17 protein-coding genes are annotated in these 14,031 nt (G+C 59.0%); 1 reads left to right on the top strand and 16 read right to left on the bottom strand.

The window, feature by feature from the left end; translation table 11 throughout:
- Positions 1–27: 27 nt before the first annotated feature.
- From queE to JFT66_RS12575, 16 genes are all read right to left on the bottom strand, one after another.
- On the bottom strand, positions 28–675 hold the full coding sequence (gene queE / locus JFT66_RS12650; protein WP_153839076.1) for a 7-carboxy-7-deazaguanine synthase QueE: 648 nt from the start codon (positions 673–675) through the stop codon (positions 28–30).
- A 165-nt stretch (positions 676–840) separates the two neighbouring features.
- Entirely contained in the window at positions 841–1,671 is an 831-nt protein-coding gene (ybgF, locus tag JFT66_RS12645) for a tol-pal system protein YbgF (RefSeq protein WP_034115765.1), read from the bottom strand.
- A gap of 6 nt (positions 1,672–1,677) precedes the next feature.
- Positions 1,678–2,178, bottom strand: a complete 501-nt coding sequence (pal, locus tag JFT66_RS12640; protein WP_003193861.1) for a peptidoglycan-associated lipoprotein Pal — start codon at positions 2,176–2,178, stop codon at positions 1,678–1,680.
- Between the two features lie 55 nt (positions 2,179–2,233).
- Entirely contained in the window at positions 2,234–3,514 is a 1,281-nt protein-coding gene (gene tolB, locus JFT66_RS12635; RefSeq protein WP_034115766.1) for a Tol-Pal system beta propeller repeat protein TolB, read from the bottom strand.
- Positions 3,515–3,531: 17 nt separating this feature from the next.
- Positions 3,532–4,605, bottom strand: a complete 1,074-nt coding sequence (tolA, locus tag JFT66_RS12630; protein ID WP_198859353.1) for a cell envelope integrity protein TolA — start codon at positions 4,603–4,605, stop codon at positions 3,532–3,534.
- A complete protein-coding gene (gene tolR / locus JFT66_RS12625) occupies positions 4,605–5,057 on the bottom strand; it encodes a protein TolR (RefSeq protein WP_161793227.1) in 453 nt (150 codons plus the stop codon). Before tolR ends, tolA begins: the two co-directional genes overlap by 1 nt.
- Positions 5,058–5,080: 23 nt before the next feature.
- Positions 5,081–5,776: a protein TolQ gene (tolQ, locus tag JFT66_RS12620; RefSeq protein WP_034115768.1), complete on the bottom strand. Its 696-nt coding sequence runs from the start codon at positions 5,774–5,776 to the stop codon at positions 5,081–5,083.
- Position 5,777: 1 nt separating this feature from the next.
- Positions 5,778–6,233 (bottom strand): tol-pal system-associated acyl-CoA thioesterase, encoded by a 456-nt coding sequence (gene ybgC / locus JFT66_RS12615; protein WP_034115769.1) that lies wholly within the window; start codon positions 6,231–6,233, stop codon positions 5,778–5,780.
- A 138-nt stretch (positions 6,234–6,371) separates the two neighbouring features.
- Positions 6,372–7,430 carry a Holliday junction branch migration DNA helicase RuvB gene (gene ruvB / locus JFT66_RS12610; RefSeq protein WP_034115770.1) on the bottom strand — a complete coding sequence of 353 codons (1,059 nt, stop codon included), beginning with the start codon at positions 7,428–7,430 and terminating at the stop codon, positions 6,372–6,374.
- Positions 7,431–8,042: a Holliday junction branch migration protein RuvA gene (ruvA, locus tag JFT66_RS12605; protein ID WP_003175802.1), complete on the bottom strand. Its 612-nt coding sequence runs from the start codon at positions 8,040–8,042 to the stop codon at positions 7,431–7,433. It lies immediately after the preceding gene.
- Positions 8,043–8,110: 68 nt separating this feature from the next.
- Positions 8,111–8,635, bottom strand: coding sequence for a crossover junction endodeoxyribonuclease RuvC (gene ruvC, locus JFT66_RS12600; protein ID WP_024077147.1), 525 nt, complete (start codon positions 8,633–8,635; stop codon positions 8,111–8,113).
- 130 nt (positions 8,636–8,765) lie between these two features.
- A complete protein-coding gene (locus JFT66_RS12595; protein ID WP_153839083.1) occupies positions 8,766–9,512 on the bottom strand; it encodes a YebC/PmpR family DNA-binding transcriptional regulator in 747 nt (248 codons plus the stop codon).
- 136 nt (positions 9,513–9,648) lie between these two features.
- Entirely contained in the window at positions 9,649–11,424 is a 1,776-nt protein-coding gene (aspS, locus tag JFT66_RS12590; RefSeq protein ID WP_034115772.1) for an aspartate--tRNA ligase, read from the bottom strand.
- Positions 11,425–11,531: 107 nt separating this feature from the next.
- Positions 11,532–11,753 carry an FmdB family zinc ribbon protein gene (locus JFT66_RS12585; RefSeq protein ID WP_003193872.1) on the bottom strand — a complete coding sequence of 74 codons (222 nt, stop codon included), beginning with the start codon at positions 11,751–11,753 and terminating at the stop codon, positions 11,532–11,534.
- 170 nt (positions 11,754–11,923) lie between these two features.
- Positions 11,924–12,277, bottom strand: a complete 354-nt coding sequence (locus JFT66_RS12580; protein ID WP_034115773.1) for a ribbon-helix-helix domain-containing protein — start codon at positions 12,275–12,277, stop codon at positions 11,924–11,926.
- 181 nt (positions 12,278–12,458) lie between these two features.
- The gene (locus JFT66_RS12575; protein ID WP_003193874.1) at positions 12,459–12,932 is read right to left on the bottom strand and encodes a Dps family protein; all 474 of its coding nucleotides are present in this window, start codon (positions 12,930–12,932) and stop codon (positions 12,459–12,461) included.
- 428 nt (positions 12,933–13,360) lie between these two features.
- Between JFT66_RS12575 and JFT66_RS30020 the strand changes: the two genes are divergently transcribed.
- Positions 13,361–13,963: a cold-shock protein gene (locus JFT66_RS30020; protein ID WP_005790922.1), complete on the top strand. Its 603-nt coding sequence runs from the start codon at positions 13,361–13,363 to the stop codon at positions 13,961–13,963.
- The last annotated feature ends 68 nt before the right edge of the window (positions 13,964–14,031 follow it).

Raw genomic sequence — 14,031 nt, 5'->3', positions numbered from 1 at the left:
CCCGCCGTAGTCCCCTGATCAGCCTTTTCAGCGCCCCGGTTCGTCGTTCCACAGGTACTTATGCAGCTGCAATTGCAAGCGCACCGGCAGGTTGTCCGCCACTACCCAGTCCGCCAACTCACGGGCATTCAGGTCATGATGGCTGGGCGAGAACAACACCTCCCCCGCGCGGCGCTCCAGGCCGTACTGGATCAGCTTGGAAGTCGCCCAGTCATAATCGTCACGGGAACAGATGACGAACTTGACCTGATCGTTGGCCGTCAGCAAGTCCATGTTCTCGTAGCGGTTGCGGTGGGCCTCTTTGGAATCTGGGGTCTTGAGGTCGACCACCCGGCTTACACGCGGGTCGACAGCGGAAATGTCCAAGGCGCCACTGGTTTCCAGCGAGACCTCGTAACCGGCGTCACACAGCTGCTTGAGCAAAGGAATGGCATTGGGTTGCGCCAATGGCTCACCACCCGTCACACAGACGTAGCGCGGCCGGTAGCTGGCAACCTGTTCCAGGATGTCGTCGAGGGTGCGCACGGTGCCGCCACTGAAGGCGTAGGCGCTGTCACAGTATTGGCAACGCAATGGGCAGCCGGTCAACCGTACAAATACGGTGGGCAGGCCAGCAGTGCGCGTTTCACCCTGTAACGAGTAAAAAACTTCGGTGATGCGTAATGTGTCTTGCATAGTCGCCACGGGCGTAACAGCTAAACAGGCTGTCCGCCTCCGTCAGGCACTTCATGGGATTGCGCCAACGCGCCAACCCCAAAAAGCGTATTTCATAAAAGGGCGTGGATTCTAACGAAAAAACCCGCGCCAGGCGCGGGTTTCTTCTAAACGGGAAAGGCGCGCTTACAAGCGCTGTAGATCCCGTTGGGCCAACTGGGCAGCGGAAGTACCGGGATACTGGGCAACCACCTGCTGCAGAATGCCTTTGACCTTGTCGGTATGACCCAGGCGGCGCTCTACGTCAGCGAGTTTGTACAGTGAGTCCGGCACCTTGGCGTGCTTTGGGTACAGCTGGCTGACCTTGGCAAATGCCTGGCCCGCAGCTTGCAAATCACCCTTTGCCAGGTTCACCTCACCCAACCAGTACTGGGCATTGCCCGCGTATTGGCTGTTGGGGTACTTGCGCAGGAATGCGGTAAAAGCCTGGCTGGCCTTATCGAAATCCTTGGCCTTGATCAGGTCGAAGGCTGCATCGTAATACAGTTTTTCCTTCGCCGGATCACCCGGTTCACTACTGGCAGCGGGGGCGGCAGCTGCGGCCCCCGCTGCTGCGCCACCGGCAGCGGCGCTAGGCGCGCCACCGGCAGAAGAATTATCAGGAGTAGCGGCAGGTGCAACACCGGCTCCAATACGACGATCAAGATCCTGGTATCGCTCCAGGCCTTCTTGCTTCAGCTGGTTCACTTGATTCTGCAGAACTTCAATGGCGCCTTGTTGCTGCGACAATTGATCCTGCATGCGTTGCAGCTGGTTGAACAGTTCGCCCTGTGCCGAGGGTGCGGACGTAGCCGCTCCCCCAGCATAGGCGCCGTTCGTGCCATAACCCGCTGGCGGATAACTGCTCCCGCTATTGTTATAGCCTGAGTTGCTATCCGTTACAGGAACCGCAGCCCACACCGCAAGCGGTGCGAGGCTGAGAGCCAATACAGTTAGAGCACGACGGCACGTTCGCATGACGAATTACTTACGCAGTTCGACGCGACGGTTCTGAGCCCACGACTGTTCGTCGTTGCCAGTTGCAACTGGGCGCTCTTTACCGTAGGAAACCAGTTCCAGTTGGCCTGGAGCAACACCTTGCAGTACCAGGTAGCGCTGAACGGCTTTCGCACGACGCTCGCCCAGTGCCATGTTGTACTCACGAGTACCACGGGCGTCAGTGTTACCTTCCAGAACAACGCGAGCGCCGTTAGCTTTCAGGTCCTTGGCGTGAACGTCCAGAGCGCGCATGGCTTCTGGCTTCAGGTCCGAACTGTCGTATTCGAAGTAGAAAGTGGTGATAGCGCGCAGAGCAGCTTCTTCGCTCAGGGAGCCGTCAACTGCACCAGTGTTAGCGCCGTAACCAGCGTTTGGATCAACAGCAGCGCCTTCACCGGCATTGTCGCCGCCTTTAGAGGAGCAACCAACGGCTACGGACAGAGCCAGAGCCAGAGCAGCAAACTTACCAAACTTCAGCATTTCCATCGTGAAACTCCTAATGAACCCCAGTGTGTTAAGTACTTCTTTTTGTAGCGCCGCGTCAGTTCAGGTAAGGGGACCAGGATGGTTCTCTGACTTCGCCTTGTGCGGTAGGAAGTGGGAGCCTTACGCGTCCATTAATGGACACGAGCATCAAGACTCCCCGGCCCTGCTGGCGGGTGGCGTAGATTACCATGGTGCCGTTGGGTGCAACAGTGGCTGACTCATCAAGGTTGGTATCTGTAAGGATTTTTACGGTTCCGCGCTGCAAATCCTGGGCCGCAACCCGGAAATTAGTGAAACCATCCTGACGGTGAATCATCACCAACGTCTTTTCATCCGCCGAAAGCTTAGGGTTGGCGTTGTAGTTACCGATAAAGGTCACACGCTCAGCACCGCCACCGTTCACGTTTGCCTTGTAAACCTGAGGCTTGCCGCCACGGTCGGAAGTGAAATAGATGGTCGAACCATCTTTACCCCAGAACGGTTCGGTGTTGATACCCGGGCCGCTGGTCACACGGCTGAGCTGGCGCGAGGCCATGTTCATCACGTAGATATCCGGGTTGCCGTCCTTGGACAGCACGAAAGCCAGGCGCGAACCATCCGGCGACCAGGCCGGTGCACCGTTGAGGCCTTCAAAGTTGGTGATCTGCTCACGACGGCCAGTATCAATGTGCTGCACGAAGATACGCGGGCGGCGCTGCTCGAACGAAACATAGGCGATTCGCTTGCCGTCCGGCGCGAAGCGCGGCGACAGGATTGGCTCACGGGACTGCAGCAAGGTCACTGCGCGGGCACCGTCGTAGTCCGAACGTTGCAGGGTGTAGCGAGTGTTGTCTACCGAGAACCGCTCAGCCGTCACATACAGCAGGCGCGTGGAGAACGCCCCCTTGATACCGGTGAGTTTTTCAAACGATTGGTCCGAGATGTAGTGGGCCATGTCGCGCAGTTGTTCGGCGGTACCCGAAACGCTGCCGGTCAAGACCTGCTGCTCGGTGGCCACGTTGAACAACGTGTACTGGATCTGCAGGCGACCGCCGGCTGGCGTGATGTTGCCAACCATCAGGTACTGCGCGCCCACGGCTTTCCAGTCACGGAACACGACTTCGCTGGCCTGGTTGGGCTGGCTGATCATGTTGCCTTTCGGAATCGGCGCGTAGTAACCGGAGTTACGCAGGTCGTCGCTGACGATCTGGGCCATGTCGTCCGGCAGCACGCTGCCGCCCTGCCAACCGAACGGTACAACTGCAATCGGGGTGGCCCGATCGCTACCGCTGGTAACCAGGATGTTCTTTTCATCCGCCGCCGCTATCCCTGCCATACAGCAAATAACGACAAGCATTCCTCGAAGAAGGTTTCTCACAAGGCTAGATCCTCAGGTGTGAATGTCATCTTGAATGAACGATAGGGAGCGAAGTCACTTGGTTTCATTCCCTGCATCTCGGTCAACCGGCCAATATTCTTGACCGCGGCAACCGCCGAACTGTCGAACGAACCGTCACCACTGGACTTGGCCACGCTGACCGAAGTCACCGTACCGTCCGGCAACATGCCGATCTGCAGCACTACTGTCATGCCTTTACGTGCCGAAGGTGGACGTGTCCAACCTTCCGCTGCCCGTGCCCGAATCAGGTCGTCGAAACTGCCCGCGACTTCATCACCACGCTCATCGGCCAAGGCTTGCTGACGTTGCGGCGTGTCGGAAAGCAAATCTGCCAGGGCCTGGGCCTTTTTCTCTTCGGCGGATTTACGGGCTGCTTCCTGGGCCTTTTTCTTGGAGGCGTCGGCGGCAGCTTTCTTCTTCGCGTCGTCGGCGACTTTCTTCTTCGCCTCGTCTGCTTCAGCTTTTTTCTTGGCGTCTTCGGCGGCTTTCTTCTTCGCGTCTTCGACTATCTTTTTCTTGGCTTCTTCAGCGGCCTTTTTCTTGGCCTCTTCTTCGGCAGCCTTTTTGGCTTCTTCTTCAGATTTCTTCTTGGCTATATCAGCCAATTGTTTCTCTTCGGCCTTTTTCGCTTCGGCAGCTTTCTCGGCTTTCTTGGCCTCATCAGCCTTTTTCGCTTCGTCGGCTTTCTTCGCTTCGTCAGCCTTTTTCGATTCCTCGGCCTTTTGAGCCGCCTCTTCTTTCTTTTGTTCCGCAGCAGCCTTCACCGCTTCCTGCTCGACCTTCTTCTGTTCCATCTGCTCGACTTCAGTCTGGCGCGCAGCCGACTTCTGGGCCTCACCCGCGATCTTCTGATTGGTCTGGGTGGTGGCCTGGCTTTTCGATTTCATCTGATACAGGGTCGCCTGCACGATCGGCTTGGCTGGCGGCAGGTCCGGGGTCATGGCAAAGCTGACGAACAGCATGCCGAACACCAGGACGTGCAGGGCTATTGCCCACACGCCAGGCCAGAAGTAGCTTTCCGAGGCGGACGGCTCTCGCTGTTGCTGCATCAGGGCGCCTCGGTAATCAAGCCAACGTTACCGACGCCGGCCTTCTGCAGCCCGCCCATGGCGCCCATGACGGAGCCGTAGTCGACCGATTTGTCGCCGCGGATAAATACCTGGGTGTGCTTGCCGCCTTCGTTGCCGGAGCGAATGATCTTGGTCACCGCATCGGTCATCGCCGGCAAGGTCAGGGCCTTGTCCTGCTGCTTCTGCGTGTCGACTTCGCTGCCAAGGTTCCAGTAGTAGGTCTTGTCAGCCTTGATCGAAATGGTCAGGACCTGAGTGTTGTTGTCCTGCGGCAAGGCTTCACTGGAAACCTTGGGCAGATCAACCTTCACGCCCTGGTTGAGCATCGGCGCGGTCACCATGAAGATGACCAGCAGCACCAGCATCACGTCGATGTAGGGCACTACGTTCATCTCGGCGACCGGCTTGCGCTTTTTGCGAGCTCGAGCGATTAAAGCCATTGGGAATTACCTGCTTATTCTTCGCTGGTGTGCACTTTACGGTGCAGGATCGCCTGGAATTCATCGGCGAAGGTGTAGTAACGGCCGATCAACGTTTCGCTGGTTGCAGCAAAACGGTTGTAGGCGATTACTGCGGGGATAGCGGCGAACAGGCCGATCGCGGTGGCGATCAGGGCTTCGGCAATACCCGGGGCCACGGTGGCCAGTGTGGCTTGCTGGGCCTGGGCCAGGCCGCGGAAGGAGTTCATGATCCCCCACACAGTACCGAACAGACCGATGTACGGGCTGACGGAGCCTACGGTGGCAAGGAACGGCAGGCTCTGTTCCAGCTTCTCTTCTTCACGGGAGATAGCCACGCGCATGGCACGCGCTACGCCTTCCATCACCGCTTCCGGGTCAACCCCAGGCTGCTGGCGCAGGCGGGAGAATTCCTTGAAGCCGGCACGGAAGATCTGCTCGACGCCCGAGTCCGGGTCCGGGTTGCTACCGGCCTGGCGGTACAGCTTGGACAGGTCGATACCCGACCAGAAGCGCTCTTCGAAGCTCTCCAGGGCACGTCGACCGGCGCGCAGCAGGTTGCTGCGCTGAAAAATCATGACCCAAGAGGTAACCGATGCGGCTACCAGGGTCAGCATGACCAGTTGAACCACGATACTGGCATTGCTGACCAGGCTCCACATGGAGGAATGGTCGACGACGGTAGGTTCCACGCTAAATCTCCTGCTTTGATTGTTGACCCGCGCCGCTCACGGCAGCAAAGGCCGCACGTAGAGTTTCGGGAATGGCCCGAGGTTTCAAGCTGTTGGTGCGCACACACGCCACCAGGAACTGCCCCTCACAGAGCAGCGTTGCATCCGTGGCCCGCCTGACCTGCTGTTTGAAACGCAGGCTGGCACGGTTCAATTCGATTACTTCAGCGCTGACCAGCAGCTCGTCGTCCAGTCGCGCCGGTGCGTGGTAACGCGCCTCGCTGGAATGCACGACGAATAACAGGTCCTCCCCTGCCAGCATGGACTGGGCAAAGCCCAGCTCCCGTAGCCGCTCGGTTCGAGCCCGCTCCATGAACTTGAGGTAATTGACGTAATACACGATGCCGCCAGCATCGGTGTCCTCGTAATAAACGCGACAGCGATGTGCGAACGACTGATCCCCGTTTTGCGCGCGCATACTCTAGTGCTTACTCCTCAGGTTGCCAATTGGCTGGGCAACTGTTTTTTCATTAGCTGAAACATTTGTACTGCCTGAATGACGACGCCAGCCACTAGGACAGCACAAACCTCAGATAAATCGTCTGGCGTGACCTTTTTAATCGTCCACTGCATCAAGGAATTCGTCTACCGCAGGCATCTCCCCCAATCGTGACGGAATGTTTAGCCCAAAGTGCAGATAAGCGTGGCGCGTCACCACCCTGCCCCGCGGTGTACGCATGATGTAGCCCTGCTGGATCAGGTATGGCTCCAGCACGTCCTCGATAGTATGACGCTCTTCACTGATGGCCGCGGCCAGGCTGTCCACGCCGACCGGGCCACCGTCGAACTTCTCGATCATGGTCAAGAGTAGACGCCGATCCTGGTGATCGAAGCCATGCTCGTCCACGTCCAACAAGTTCAACGCCAGGTCCGCCACCGGCTTGGTGATGTGGCCCTTGGCGCGCACCTCGGCAAAGTCGCGCACGCGGCGCAGCAGGCGGTTGGCAATCCGTGGCGTGCCACGGGCGCGGCGGGCGATTTCAAAGGCGCCTTCCGGGTCCAGGGGCAAGCCGAGAATGCTCGCCGAGCGGCTGACGATGGTCGCAAGATCGGCGGTGCTATAGAACTCTAGACGTTGGACAATGCCGAAACGGTCTCGCAGCGGGTTTGTGAGCATGCCCGCACGCGTGGTCGCCCCCACTAGGGTGAACGGCGGCAGGTCGAGCTTGATCGAACGGGCCGCCGGGCCTTCACCGATCATGATGTCGAGCTGGAAGTCTTCCATGGCCGGGTACAGCACTTCCTCGACAATCGGCGACAACCGATGGATCTCGTCGATAAACAGCACATCGTGGGGCTCAAGATTGGTCAGCAGCGCCGCCAAGTCGCCAGGACGCTCCAGCACCGGGCCGGAGGTGGACTTGATCGACACGCCCATTTCCTGGGCAATAATATTGGCCAGGGTGGTCTTACCCAGCCCCGGCGGGCCGAAGATCAAGGTGTGGTCCAGGGACTCACTGCGCCCACGCGCGGCCTGGATGAACAGCTCCATCTGCTCGCGCACGGTAGGCTGGCCGATGTACTCGGCCAGGCTCAGGGGGCGGATGGCCCGGTCCTGGACTTCTTCACGGTCACGCGGGCCGGTGGCCGCGATCAGACGGTCAGCTTCAATCACTTAAATCATTCCCTTCAGGGCTCGGCGGATCATGTCTTCGCTGCTCAGGTTCTTGTCCTTGATGGCCGATACCGCCTTGCTGGCCTCCTGGGGCTTGTAGCCCAGGGAGATCAACGCACTGACCGCATCGCTTTCGGCACTGGCGACCTGGCCTGCCGGCATATCCGGCTGGTTCGGCACCAGGGCAAACATGCTCGGCACCACCTCCCAGGCTTTGAAACGGTCCTTGAGCTCTACCAACAGGCGCTCGGCGGTCTTCTTGCCCACGCCCGGCACCTTGGTCAGGGCCGAAGTGTCCTGGGCAGAAACGGCACGTACCAGTTCATCCACTTCCAGGCTCGACATCAGCGCCAGGGCCAATTTCGGCCCCACGCCATTGAGACGGATCAGCTCGCGGAAGAAATCGCGATCACGCTTGCCGATGAAACCATAGAGCAGTTGCGCGTCTTCGCGCACCACCAAATGCGTGTGCAAGGTTATCGGCTCACCGACCGAGGGCAAGCGATACAAGGTGGTCATGGGCACTTCAAGCTCATAACCCAATCCATTCACATCCAGAATCAGGTGCGGCGGCTGTTTCTCAGCCAGGGTGCCGCGCAAGCGTCCAATCACGGTTCAGATCCTTAAAGCTTGGGGGTCAGATCAGGGCCTGACCGCAACTAACAATTGCGCTGATGCTATCAGAGACGCAGCCGCCCGCCACGACTACGTGCGGTGCCCAAGCCGTGAGGCAACAGGCTGGAGCGGGTGTGTGCATGGCAAATGGCAATGGCCAGGGCGTCGGAGGCGTCGATCTGCGGTTTTGAGGTGAGTTTGAGCATGTGCATGACCATCATCTGCACCTGCTCCTTGTTGGCCGCGCCGGTGCCGACAACCGCCTGTTTGACCTGGGTCGCGGTGTACTCAGCGATCTCCATGCCCTCCTCGGCACCTGCCACGATCGCAGCGCCACGGGCCTGGCCAAGCTTCAACGCCGAGTCGGCGTTCTTGGCCATGAACACCTTTTCGATGCCCATGGTGACCGGGCCATAGGTCTGAATGACTTCACGTACGCCACGATAGACGATCTGCAAGCGCTCGGCCAATTCACCCGCGCCGGTGCGGATACAACCCGAGGCCACGTAAACACAGCCGCGCGGGGTGTGTTGCACCACGCCAAAACCGGTGATGCGCGAACCGGGGTCGATACCTAGGATTAAAGTCATAACGCCTGCGGTTTGGATGAACACATTTTTTGATACACAGAGAATCCAATGTGGGAAGGGGGCTTGTGTGGGAGGGGGCTTGCACCCTCCCACACAAGCCCCCTTCCCACATTTGGACCTACATCGTTCTTCAGGCTAGCTGTTCGGCTACAGACTCGGGGATGTCGGCATTCGAATAAACATTCTGCACATCATCCAGGTCTTCAAGCATATCCAGCATCTTCAACACCTTCTGCGCACCCTCAAGGTCCAGCTCGGCACTGGTGGTCGGCAGCATCACGATTTCAGCGTCGGTACCTTTGAACCCGGCGGCTTCCAGGGCGTTACGCACCGCGTAGAAGCCGGCAAACGAGGTAAACACATCGATGGAACCGTCTTCGTTGGTCACCACGTCGTCGGCATCCGCCTCCATCGCCGCTTCCATAAGCGCGTCTTCATCGGTGCCAGGCGCGAAGGAAATCTGGCCCTTGCGCTCGAACAGGTAGGCCACCGAACCATCCGTGCCAAGGTTGCCACCGCACTTGCTGAACGCATGGCGCACGGCTGCGGCGGTGCGGTTGCGGTTGTCGGTCATGCACTCGACCATCACCGCTACGCCGCCCGGGCCGTAGCCTTCGTAGGTCAGCTCGACCATGTCGTCGGTATCGGCCGCGCCGGCACCACGGGCCACAGCGCGGTCAATGATGTCGCGGCTCATGTTGGCGCCCAGTGCCTTGTCCAGCGCCAGACGCAGACGCGGGTTGGAGCCTGGGTCACCGCCACCCTGGCGGGCAGCGACGGTCAGTTCGCGAATCCACTTGGTGAATATCTTGCCCTTCTTGGCATCCTGACGCTCTTTGCGGTGCTTGATGTTCGCCCACTTGGAATGGCCAGCCATAACACAACTCCGAAATTCTCTAGAAACCTTATCAATCCCGCCCCAGGCAGGATTTCCTTCTTTTAAACGCAAAGGCGCATCCGAAGATGCGCCTTTTTGACTGCGTACAACCTTATCGCGCTTTCACGCTGCAGCCTTACTCAGCCTTCGGCGTCTCGCGCAGACGGATGTGCAGCTCGCGCAGCGCCTTGGCATCCACCACACCCGGAGCCTGGGTCATGACGTCCGCAGCGCTCTGGGTTTTCGGGAAGGCAATCACTTCACGGATCGACTGGGCGCCGGTCATCAGCATGACCAGACGGTCCAGGCCGAACGCCAGGCCACCGTGTGGCGGTGCGCCGTACTTCAGGGCATCGAGCAGGAAGCCGAACTTCTCTTCCTGTTCCGCTTCGTTGATGCCCAGCAGGCGGAACACCGCCTGTTGCATCTCTTTGCGGTGGATACGGATCGAGCCGCCACCCAGCTCAGTACCGTTCAACACCATGTCGTAGGCACGGGACAACGCGCCTGCCGGGTTGGCTTCCAGCTCTTGCGGGGAGCACTTCGGTGCGGTGAACGGGTGGTGCAAGGCGCTGAAGCTGCCGTCGTCGTTCTCTTCGAACATCGGGAAGTCGACGACCCACATCGGTGCCCATTCGCAGGTCAGCAGGTTCAAGTCGTGGCCGAGCTTGATGCGCAGGGCGCCCAGGGCTTCGCTGACGATCTTGGCCTTGTCGGCGCCGAAGAACACGATGTCGCCATCAACTGCGCCAACGCGGTCGAGGATCGCGTTCAGGTTGTCCAGTGGAATGTTCTTCACGATCGGCGATTGCAGACCGTCAACGCCATTGGCGCGCTCGTTGACCTTGATGTACGCCAGGCCCTTGGCACCGTAGATGCCAACGAACTTGGTGTAGTCGTCGATCTGCTTGCGCGGCATGCTCGCGCCGCCAGGCACGCGCAGGGCGGCGATGCGGCATTTAGGGTCGTTGGCCGGGCCGCTGAACACCTTGAAGTCGACGTCCTTGAGCTGGTCGGCCACGTCCACCAGTTCCAGCGGGTTACGCAGGTCGGGCTTGTCGGAGCCGTAGCGGCGCATGGCTTCTTCGAAGGTCATGTGCGGGAATTCGCCGAACTCCAGGTCCAGCACTTCCTTGAACAGGTTGCGGATCATTTGTTCGGTCAGGCCCATGATCTCTTTTTCATCGAGGAAACTGGTCTCGATGTCGATCTGGGTGAATTCAGGCTGGCGATCCGCACGCAGGTCTTCGTCACGGAAGCACTTGGCGATCTGGTAGTAACGGTCGAAGCCGGCCACCATCAGCAGTTGCTTGAACAGCTGCGGCGATTGCGGCAAGGCGAAGAAGCTGCCGGCGTGGGTACGGCTAGGCACCAGGTAGTCACGCGCGCCTTCCGGAGTCGCCCGGGTAAGGATTGGTGTTTCGACGTCAAGGAAGCCGTTCTCATCGAGGAAGCGGCGGATGCTGGTGGTCATGCGCGAACGCAGGCGCAGCTTCTCGGCCATTTCCGGACGACGCAGGTCCAGGAAGCGGTAGCGCAGGCGGGTTTCTTCGCCCACGTCGGAGTATTCGTTGAGTGGGAACGGCGGGGTTTCCGATTCGTTCAGCACTTCCAGCTCGTAGCCCAGCACTTCGATACCGCCGGACGCCATGTTCTTGTTCACAGCACCGGCCGGGCGCAGGCGCACCTTGCCGGTGATTTTCACGACGTATTCGCTACGCACGCGGTCGGCGGCGGCGAAGCTCTCGGCGCGGTCCGGGTCGAACACCACCTGGGCCAGACCATCACGATCACGGATATCGAGGAAGATCACCCCGCCGTGGTCGCGGCGACGGTGAACCCATCCGCAAAGGGTGATTTCCTGACCTTCCAGGGTCTCGTTCAGTTGGCCGCAATAGTGGCTGCGCATCATGGTCGTGGTTTCACTTCTCGTAATTCGAAATTCGGTGGAGGCCTGCCTCGTCACCGTACAGTTAAGCAGGAGACGGATAATGCAGGAGCCTGCGCGTAGAGTTCAACTCAGTCTGCTTTGTCGCCGCCCGCCAGGTTCTTCTTGGCGCCGGTCTTGAAATCGGTCTCGTACCAGCCGCTGCCGCTCAGGCGGAAGCCCGGCATGGACAACATCTTCTTCAACTCAGGTGCCTGGCAGGCAGGGCAATCGACCAGCGGTGCTGCGCTGATCTTCTGAATGGCTTCCAACTGGTGACCACAGGAAGCGCATTGATAGTCGTACATGGGCATGGAGATGTCTCGGCGATCAGATCGTTACAGCGCCACGCCCTGCCCTGTGCATAAAGCCCGGCATGCGCAGCAAAGCGCGGGATTATATCTGGTAAATCAAGGCAGCGCAGCCGGCTTTCTGCCCCAGGCCCGGCCCGCGGGGATGAAGGGCCGGCCCCAAAGCCTGCCGCCTATTGCACAAGCGTGTCCGCAGACGTGAGGGCGGCGCGATCTTTTAGCACATGCACCACGCACACTACCCTCACCAACCCACTGAAGTTCTTGACGCCCCCGTAGCGCAAATGCACTTCCCTATCGACATAAGACAACAACGCACTGACTGAACAGGTATTGATCCTGGCGATCTCCGTCAGGATGTTCCAATAGATCTGTTCAAGCCGCAGACAGGTGGAAAACCCGTTGAGCCTGACCGACCGGGACAATGGCTTGGCCATCCCCATGTCAAACCCTTTATCAAAGGGGTCGATCTTTATCTTGTGAAAACCACAGGTTTCCATCACTCCCTTACCCACTCCACGTGACATACACCTGACACTCCATTGCCAAACAGCAGCCAATGGGCTTCTCCCATTGGGCGATGGGTCTATAAAACAGCAGGAGGCGCGGAGCAGCCAGAAGACGGGGAGTTGTTAGTCGTAGGACAACTCCAGGAAGCGCAGGGAAATAAGCAGGCAGCGCCCAAAAGGCGCCGCCCGGGTTCGGCAGTTACTGGTTTTCAAGCAGGGAACGCAGCATCCACGCGGTTTTTTCGTGGACCTGCATACGCTGGGTCAACAGGTCCGCCGTCGGTTCATCGCTGACCTTGTCGAGCAGCGGGAAGATGCCTCGCGCGGTACGCGTGACCGCTTCCTGGCCGGCGACCAGTTGCTTGATCATCTCTTCGGCGCTCGGCACACCCTCCTCTTCCTTTATCGAAGACAGGCGGGCGTAAATCGAATAGGCGCCCGGTGCCGGGAAACCCAGGGCACGGATGCGCTCGGCGATGGAGTCCACTGCCAGCGCCAGTTCGTTGTACTGCTCCTCGAACATCAAGTGCAGCGTACGGAACATGGGGCCAGTGACGTTCCAATGGAAGTTGTGGGTCTTCAGATACAGAACATAGGTATCGGACAGCAGCCGCGAGAGTCCGTCGACGATGGATTTACGGTCTTCTTCACTGATACCAATATCGATTGCCATGTTTTTTTCCTTCAATTGACGAGCATTCATTGATCAGGTGCAGGACCACTCTAGCAAGAGAGCGAGCCCCTTGCAGCCCGACACACCCAGGCAGCATGCGGCAAATCGCCCTTGCACCACCCGCAGACGTGAATTGGCAAGCCTTTCTACCCGTAGGAAGAGTCTCCAGCATGCCACTCAAAAAACCTGCACCTGTCTAGGACAAGCGTTTGCCGCAGAAATGCCGTGCCCGACGCAACACCCCGAAATGCTTGATTTGAGTAGGCACAGCCTTTGCTGTTAAATAGACGGCGTGTGGCTGCCGTTTATTTCTGCGGCACGCCACATAGGCTGATACCCGCGTACGTGCCCAACGCCTCCCATTGTTCAGAAGCGAACCGTGCCGGTCAGCTCTTCCTTGTGATCCGTCTTAACGTGAGTTAATCAAAATGTTGAAAATCGTCCACCTGCTAACGGGCGTTGCAGCGTTGCTGCTGTCCTTTATCCCGAGCCTGCAGCCTGAAAGCCTGCCCTACCTGCAACAACACGACGCTCTGTACCTGGCCTTGTTCGGCCTTCTTAACCTGACGCTCGCACCGGTAATCCCTTACTGGAACAAAGGCACGCGTCATCAACTGCAAAACCTGGTCAGTGCGCTGCTGGTGCTGACTGTTGTCGTACAAACCCTCACCCTCCTGGCGCCCATGCCTGAAGTCGGTGGCCACCCGGCCATCCTGCTCAGCCTGGTGATTGCTGTGGTCGCCATCGTTCTTCATTTGGCCATCAGCTTCTACCGTTCGTCCCCTGCGGCCGCGTCGCAAAACTACGACATGACCAACCGGGATACCGGGACCGTCAAGTGGTTCAACACCTCCAAAGGCTTCGGCTTCATTTCCCGCGATTCGGGCGACGATATCTTCGTCCACTTCCGGGCTATCCGTGGCGAAGGCCACCGCGTCCTGGTCGAAGGCCAGCGCGTGGAGTTCTCGGTGATGAACCGCGACAAGGGCCTGCAAGCCGAAGATGTAATCGCTGCCCTGCCGCGTCGCTGACCCCAGCCTTCGCTGCAAAAAAAACCGCGATCCAGCGTTGGCTGGATCGCGGTTTTTTATTGCCTGCA

The sequence above is a fragment of the Pseudomonas sp. MF6755 genome, from assembly GCF_016405635.1.
GTDB classification, from domain to species: domain Bacteria; phylum Pseudomonadota; class Gammaproteobacteria; order Pseudomonadales; family Pseudomonadaceae; genus Aquipseudomonas; species Aquipseudomonas haemolytica.
The sequence above is the reverse complement of the archived record's forward strand: the minus strand, read 5'-3'. Positions and strand labels throughout refer to the sequence as shown.

Excerpts from the sequence above, each read along its gene's own strand:
- queE (WP_153839076.1), bottom strand. The coding sequence starts at position 675 with ATGCAAGACACATTACGCATCACCGAAGTTTTTTACTCGTTACAGGGT.
- ybgF (WP_034115765.1), bottom strand. The coding sequence starts at position 1,671 with ATGCGAACGTGCCGTCGTGCTCTAACTGTATTGGCTCTCAGCCTCGCA.
- pal (WP_003193861.1), bottom strand. The coding sequence starts at position 2,178 with ATGGAAATGCTGAAGTTTGGTAAGTTTGCTGCTCTGGCTCTGGCTCTG.
- tolB (WP_034115766.1), bottom strand. The coding sequence starts at position 3,514 with ATGCTTGTCGTTATTTGCTGTATGGCAGGGATAGCGGCGGCGGATGAA.
- tolA (WP_198859353.1), bottom strand. The coding sequence starts at position 4,605 with ATGCAGCAACAGCGAGAGCCGTCCGCCTCGGAAAGCTACTTCTGGCCT.
- ybgC (WP_034115769.1), bottom strand. The coding sequence starts at position 6,233 with ATGCGCGCGCAAAACGGGGATCAGTCGTTCGCACATCGCTGTCGCGTT.
- ruvC (WP_024077147.1), bottom strand. The coding sequence starts at position 8,635 with ATGACTTTAATCCTAGGTATCGACCCCGGTTCGCGCATCACCGGTTTT.
- JFT66_RS12595 (WP_153839083.1), bottom strand. The coding sequence starts at position 9,512 with ATGGCTGGCCATTCCAAGTGGGCGAACATCAAGCACCGCAAAGAGCGT.
- aspS (WP_034115772.1), bottom strand. The coding sequence starts at position 11,424 with ATGATGCGCAGCCACTATTGCGGCCAACTGAACGAGACCCTGGAAGGT.
- JFT66_RS12585 (WP_003193872.1), bottom strand. The coding sequence starts at position 11,753 with ATGCCCATGTACGACTATCAATGCGCTTCCTGTGGTCACCAGTTGGAA.
- JFT66_RS12580 (WP_034115773.1), bottom strand. The coding sequence starts at position 12,277 with ATGTCACGTGGAGTGGGTAAGGGAGTGATGGAAACCTGTGGTTTTCAC.
- JFT66_RS12575 (WP_003193874.1), bottom strand. The coding sequence starts at position 12,932 with ATGGCAATCGATATTGGTATCAGTGAAGAAGACCGTAAATCCATCGTC.
- JFT66_RS30020 (WP_005790922.1), top strand. The coding sequence starts at position 13,361 with ATGTTGAAAATCGTCCACCTGCTAACGGGCGTTGCAGCGTTGCTGCTG.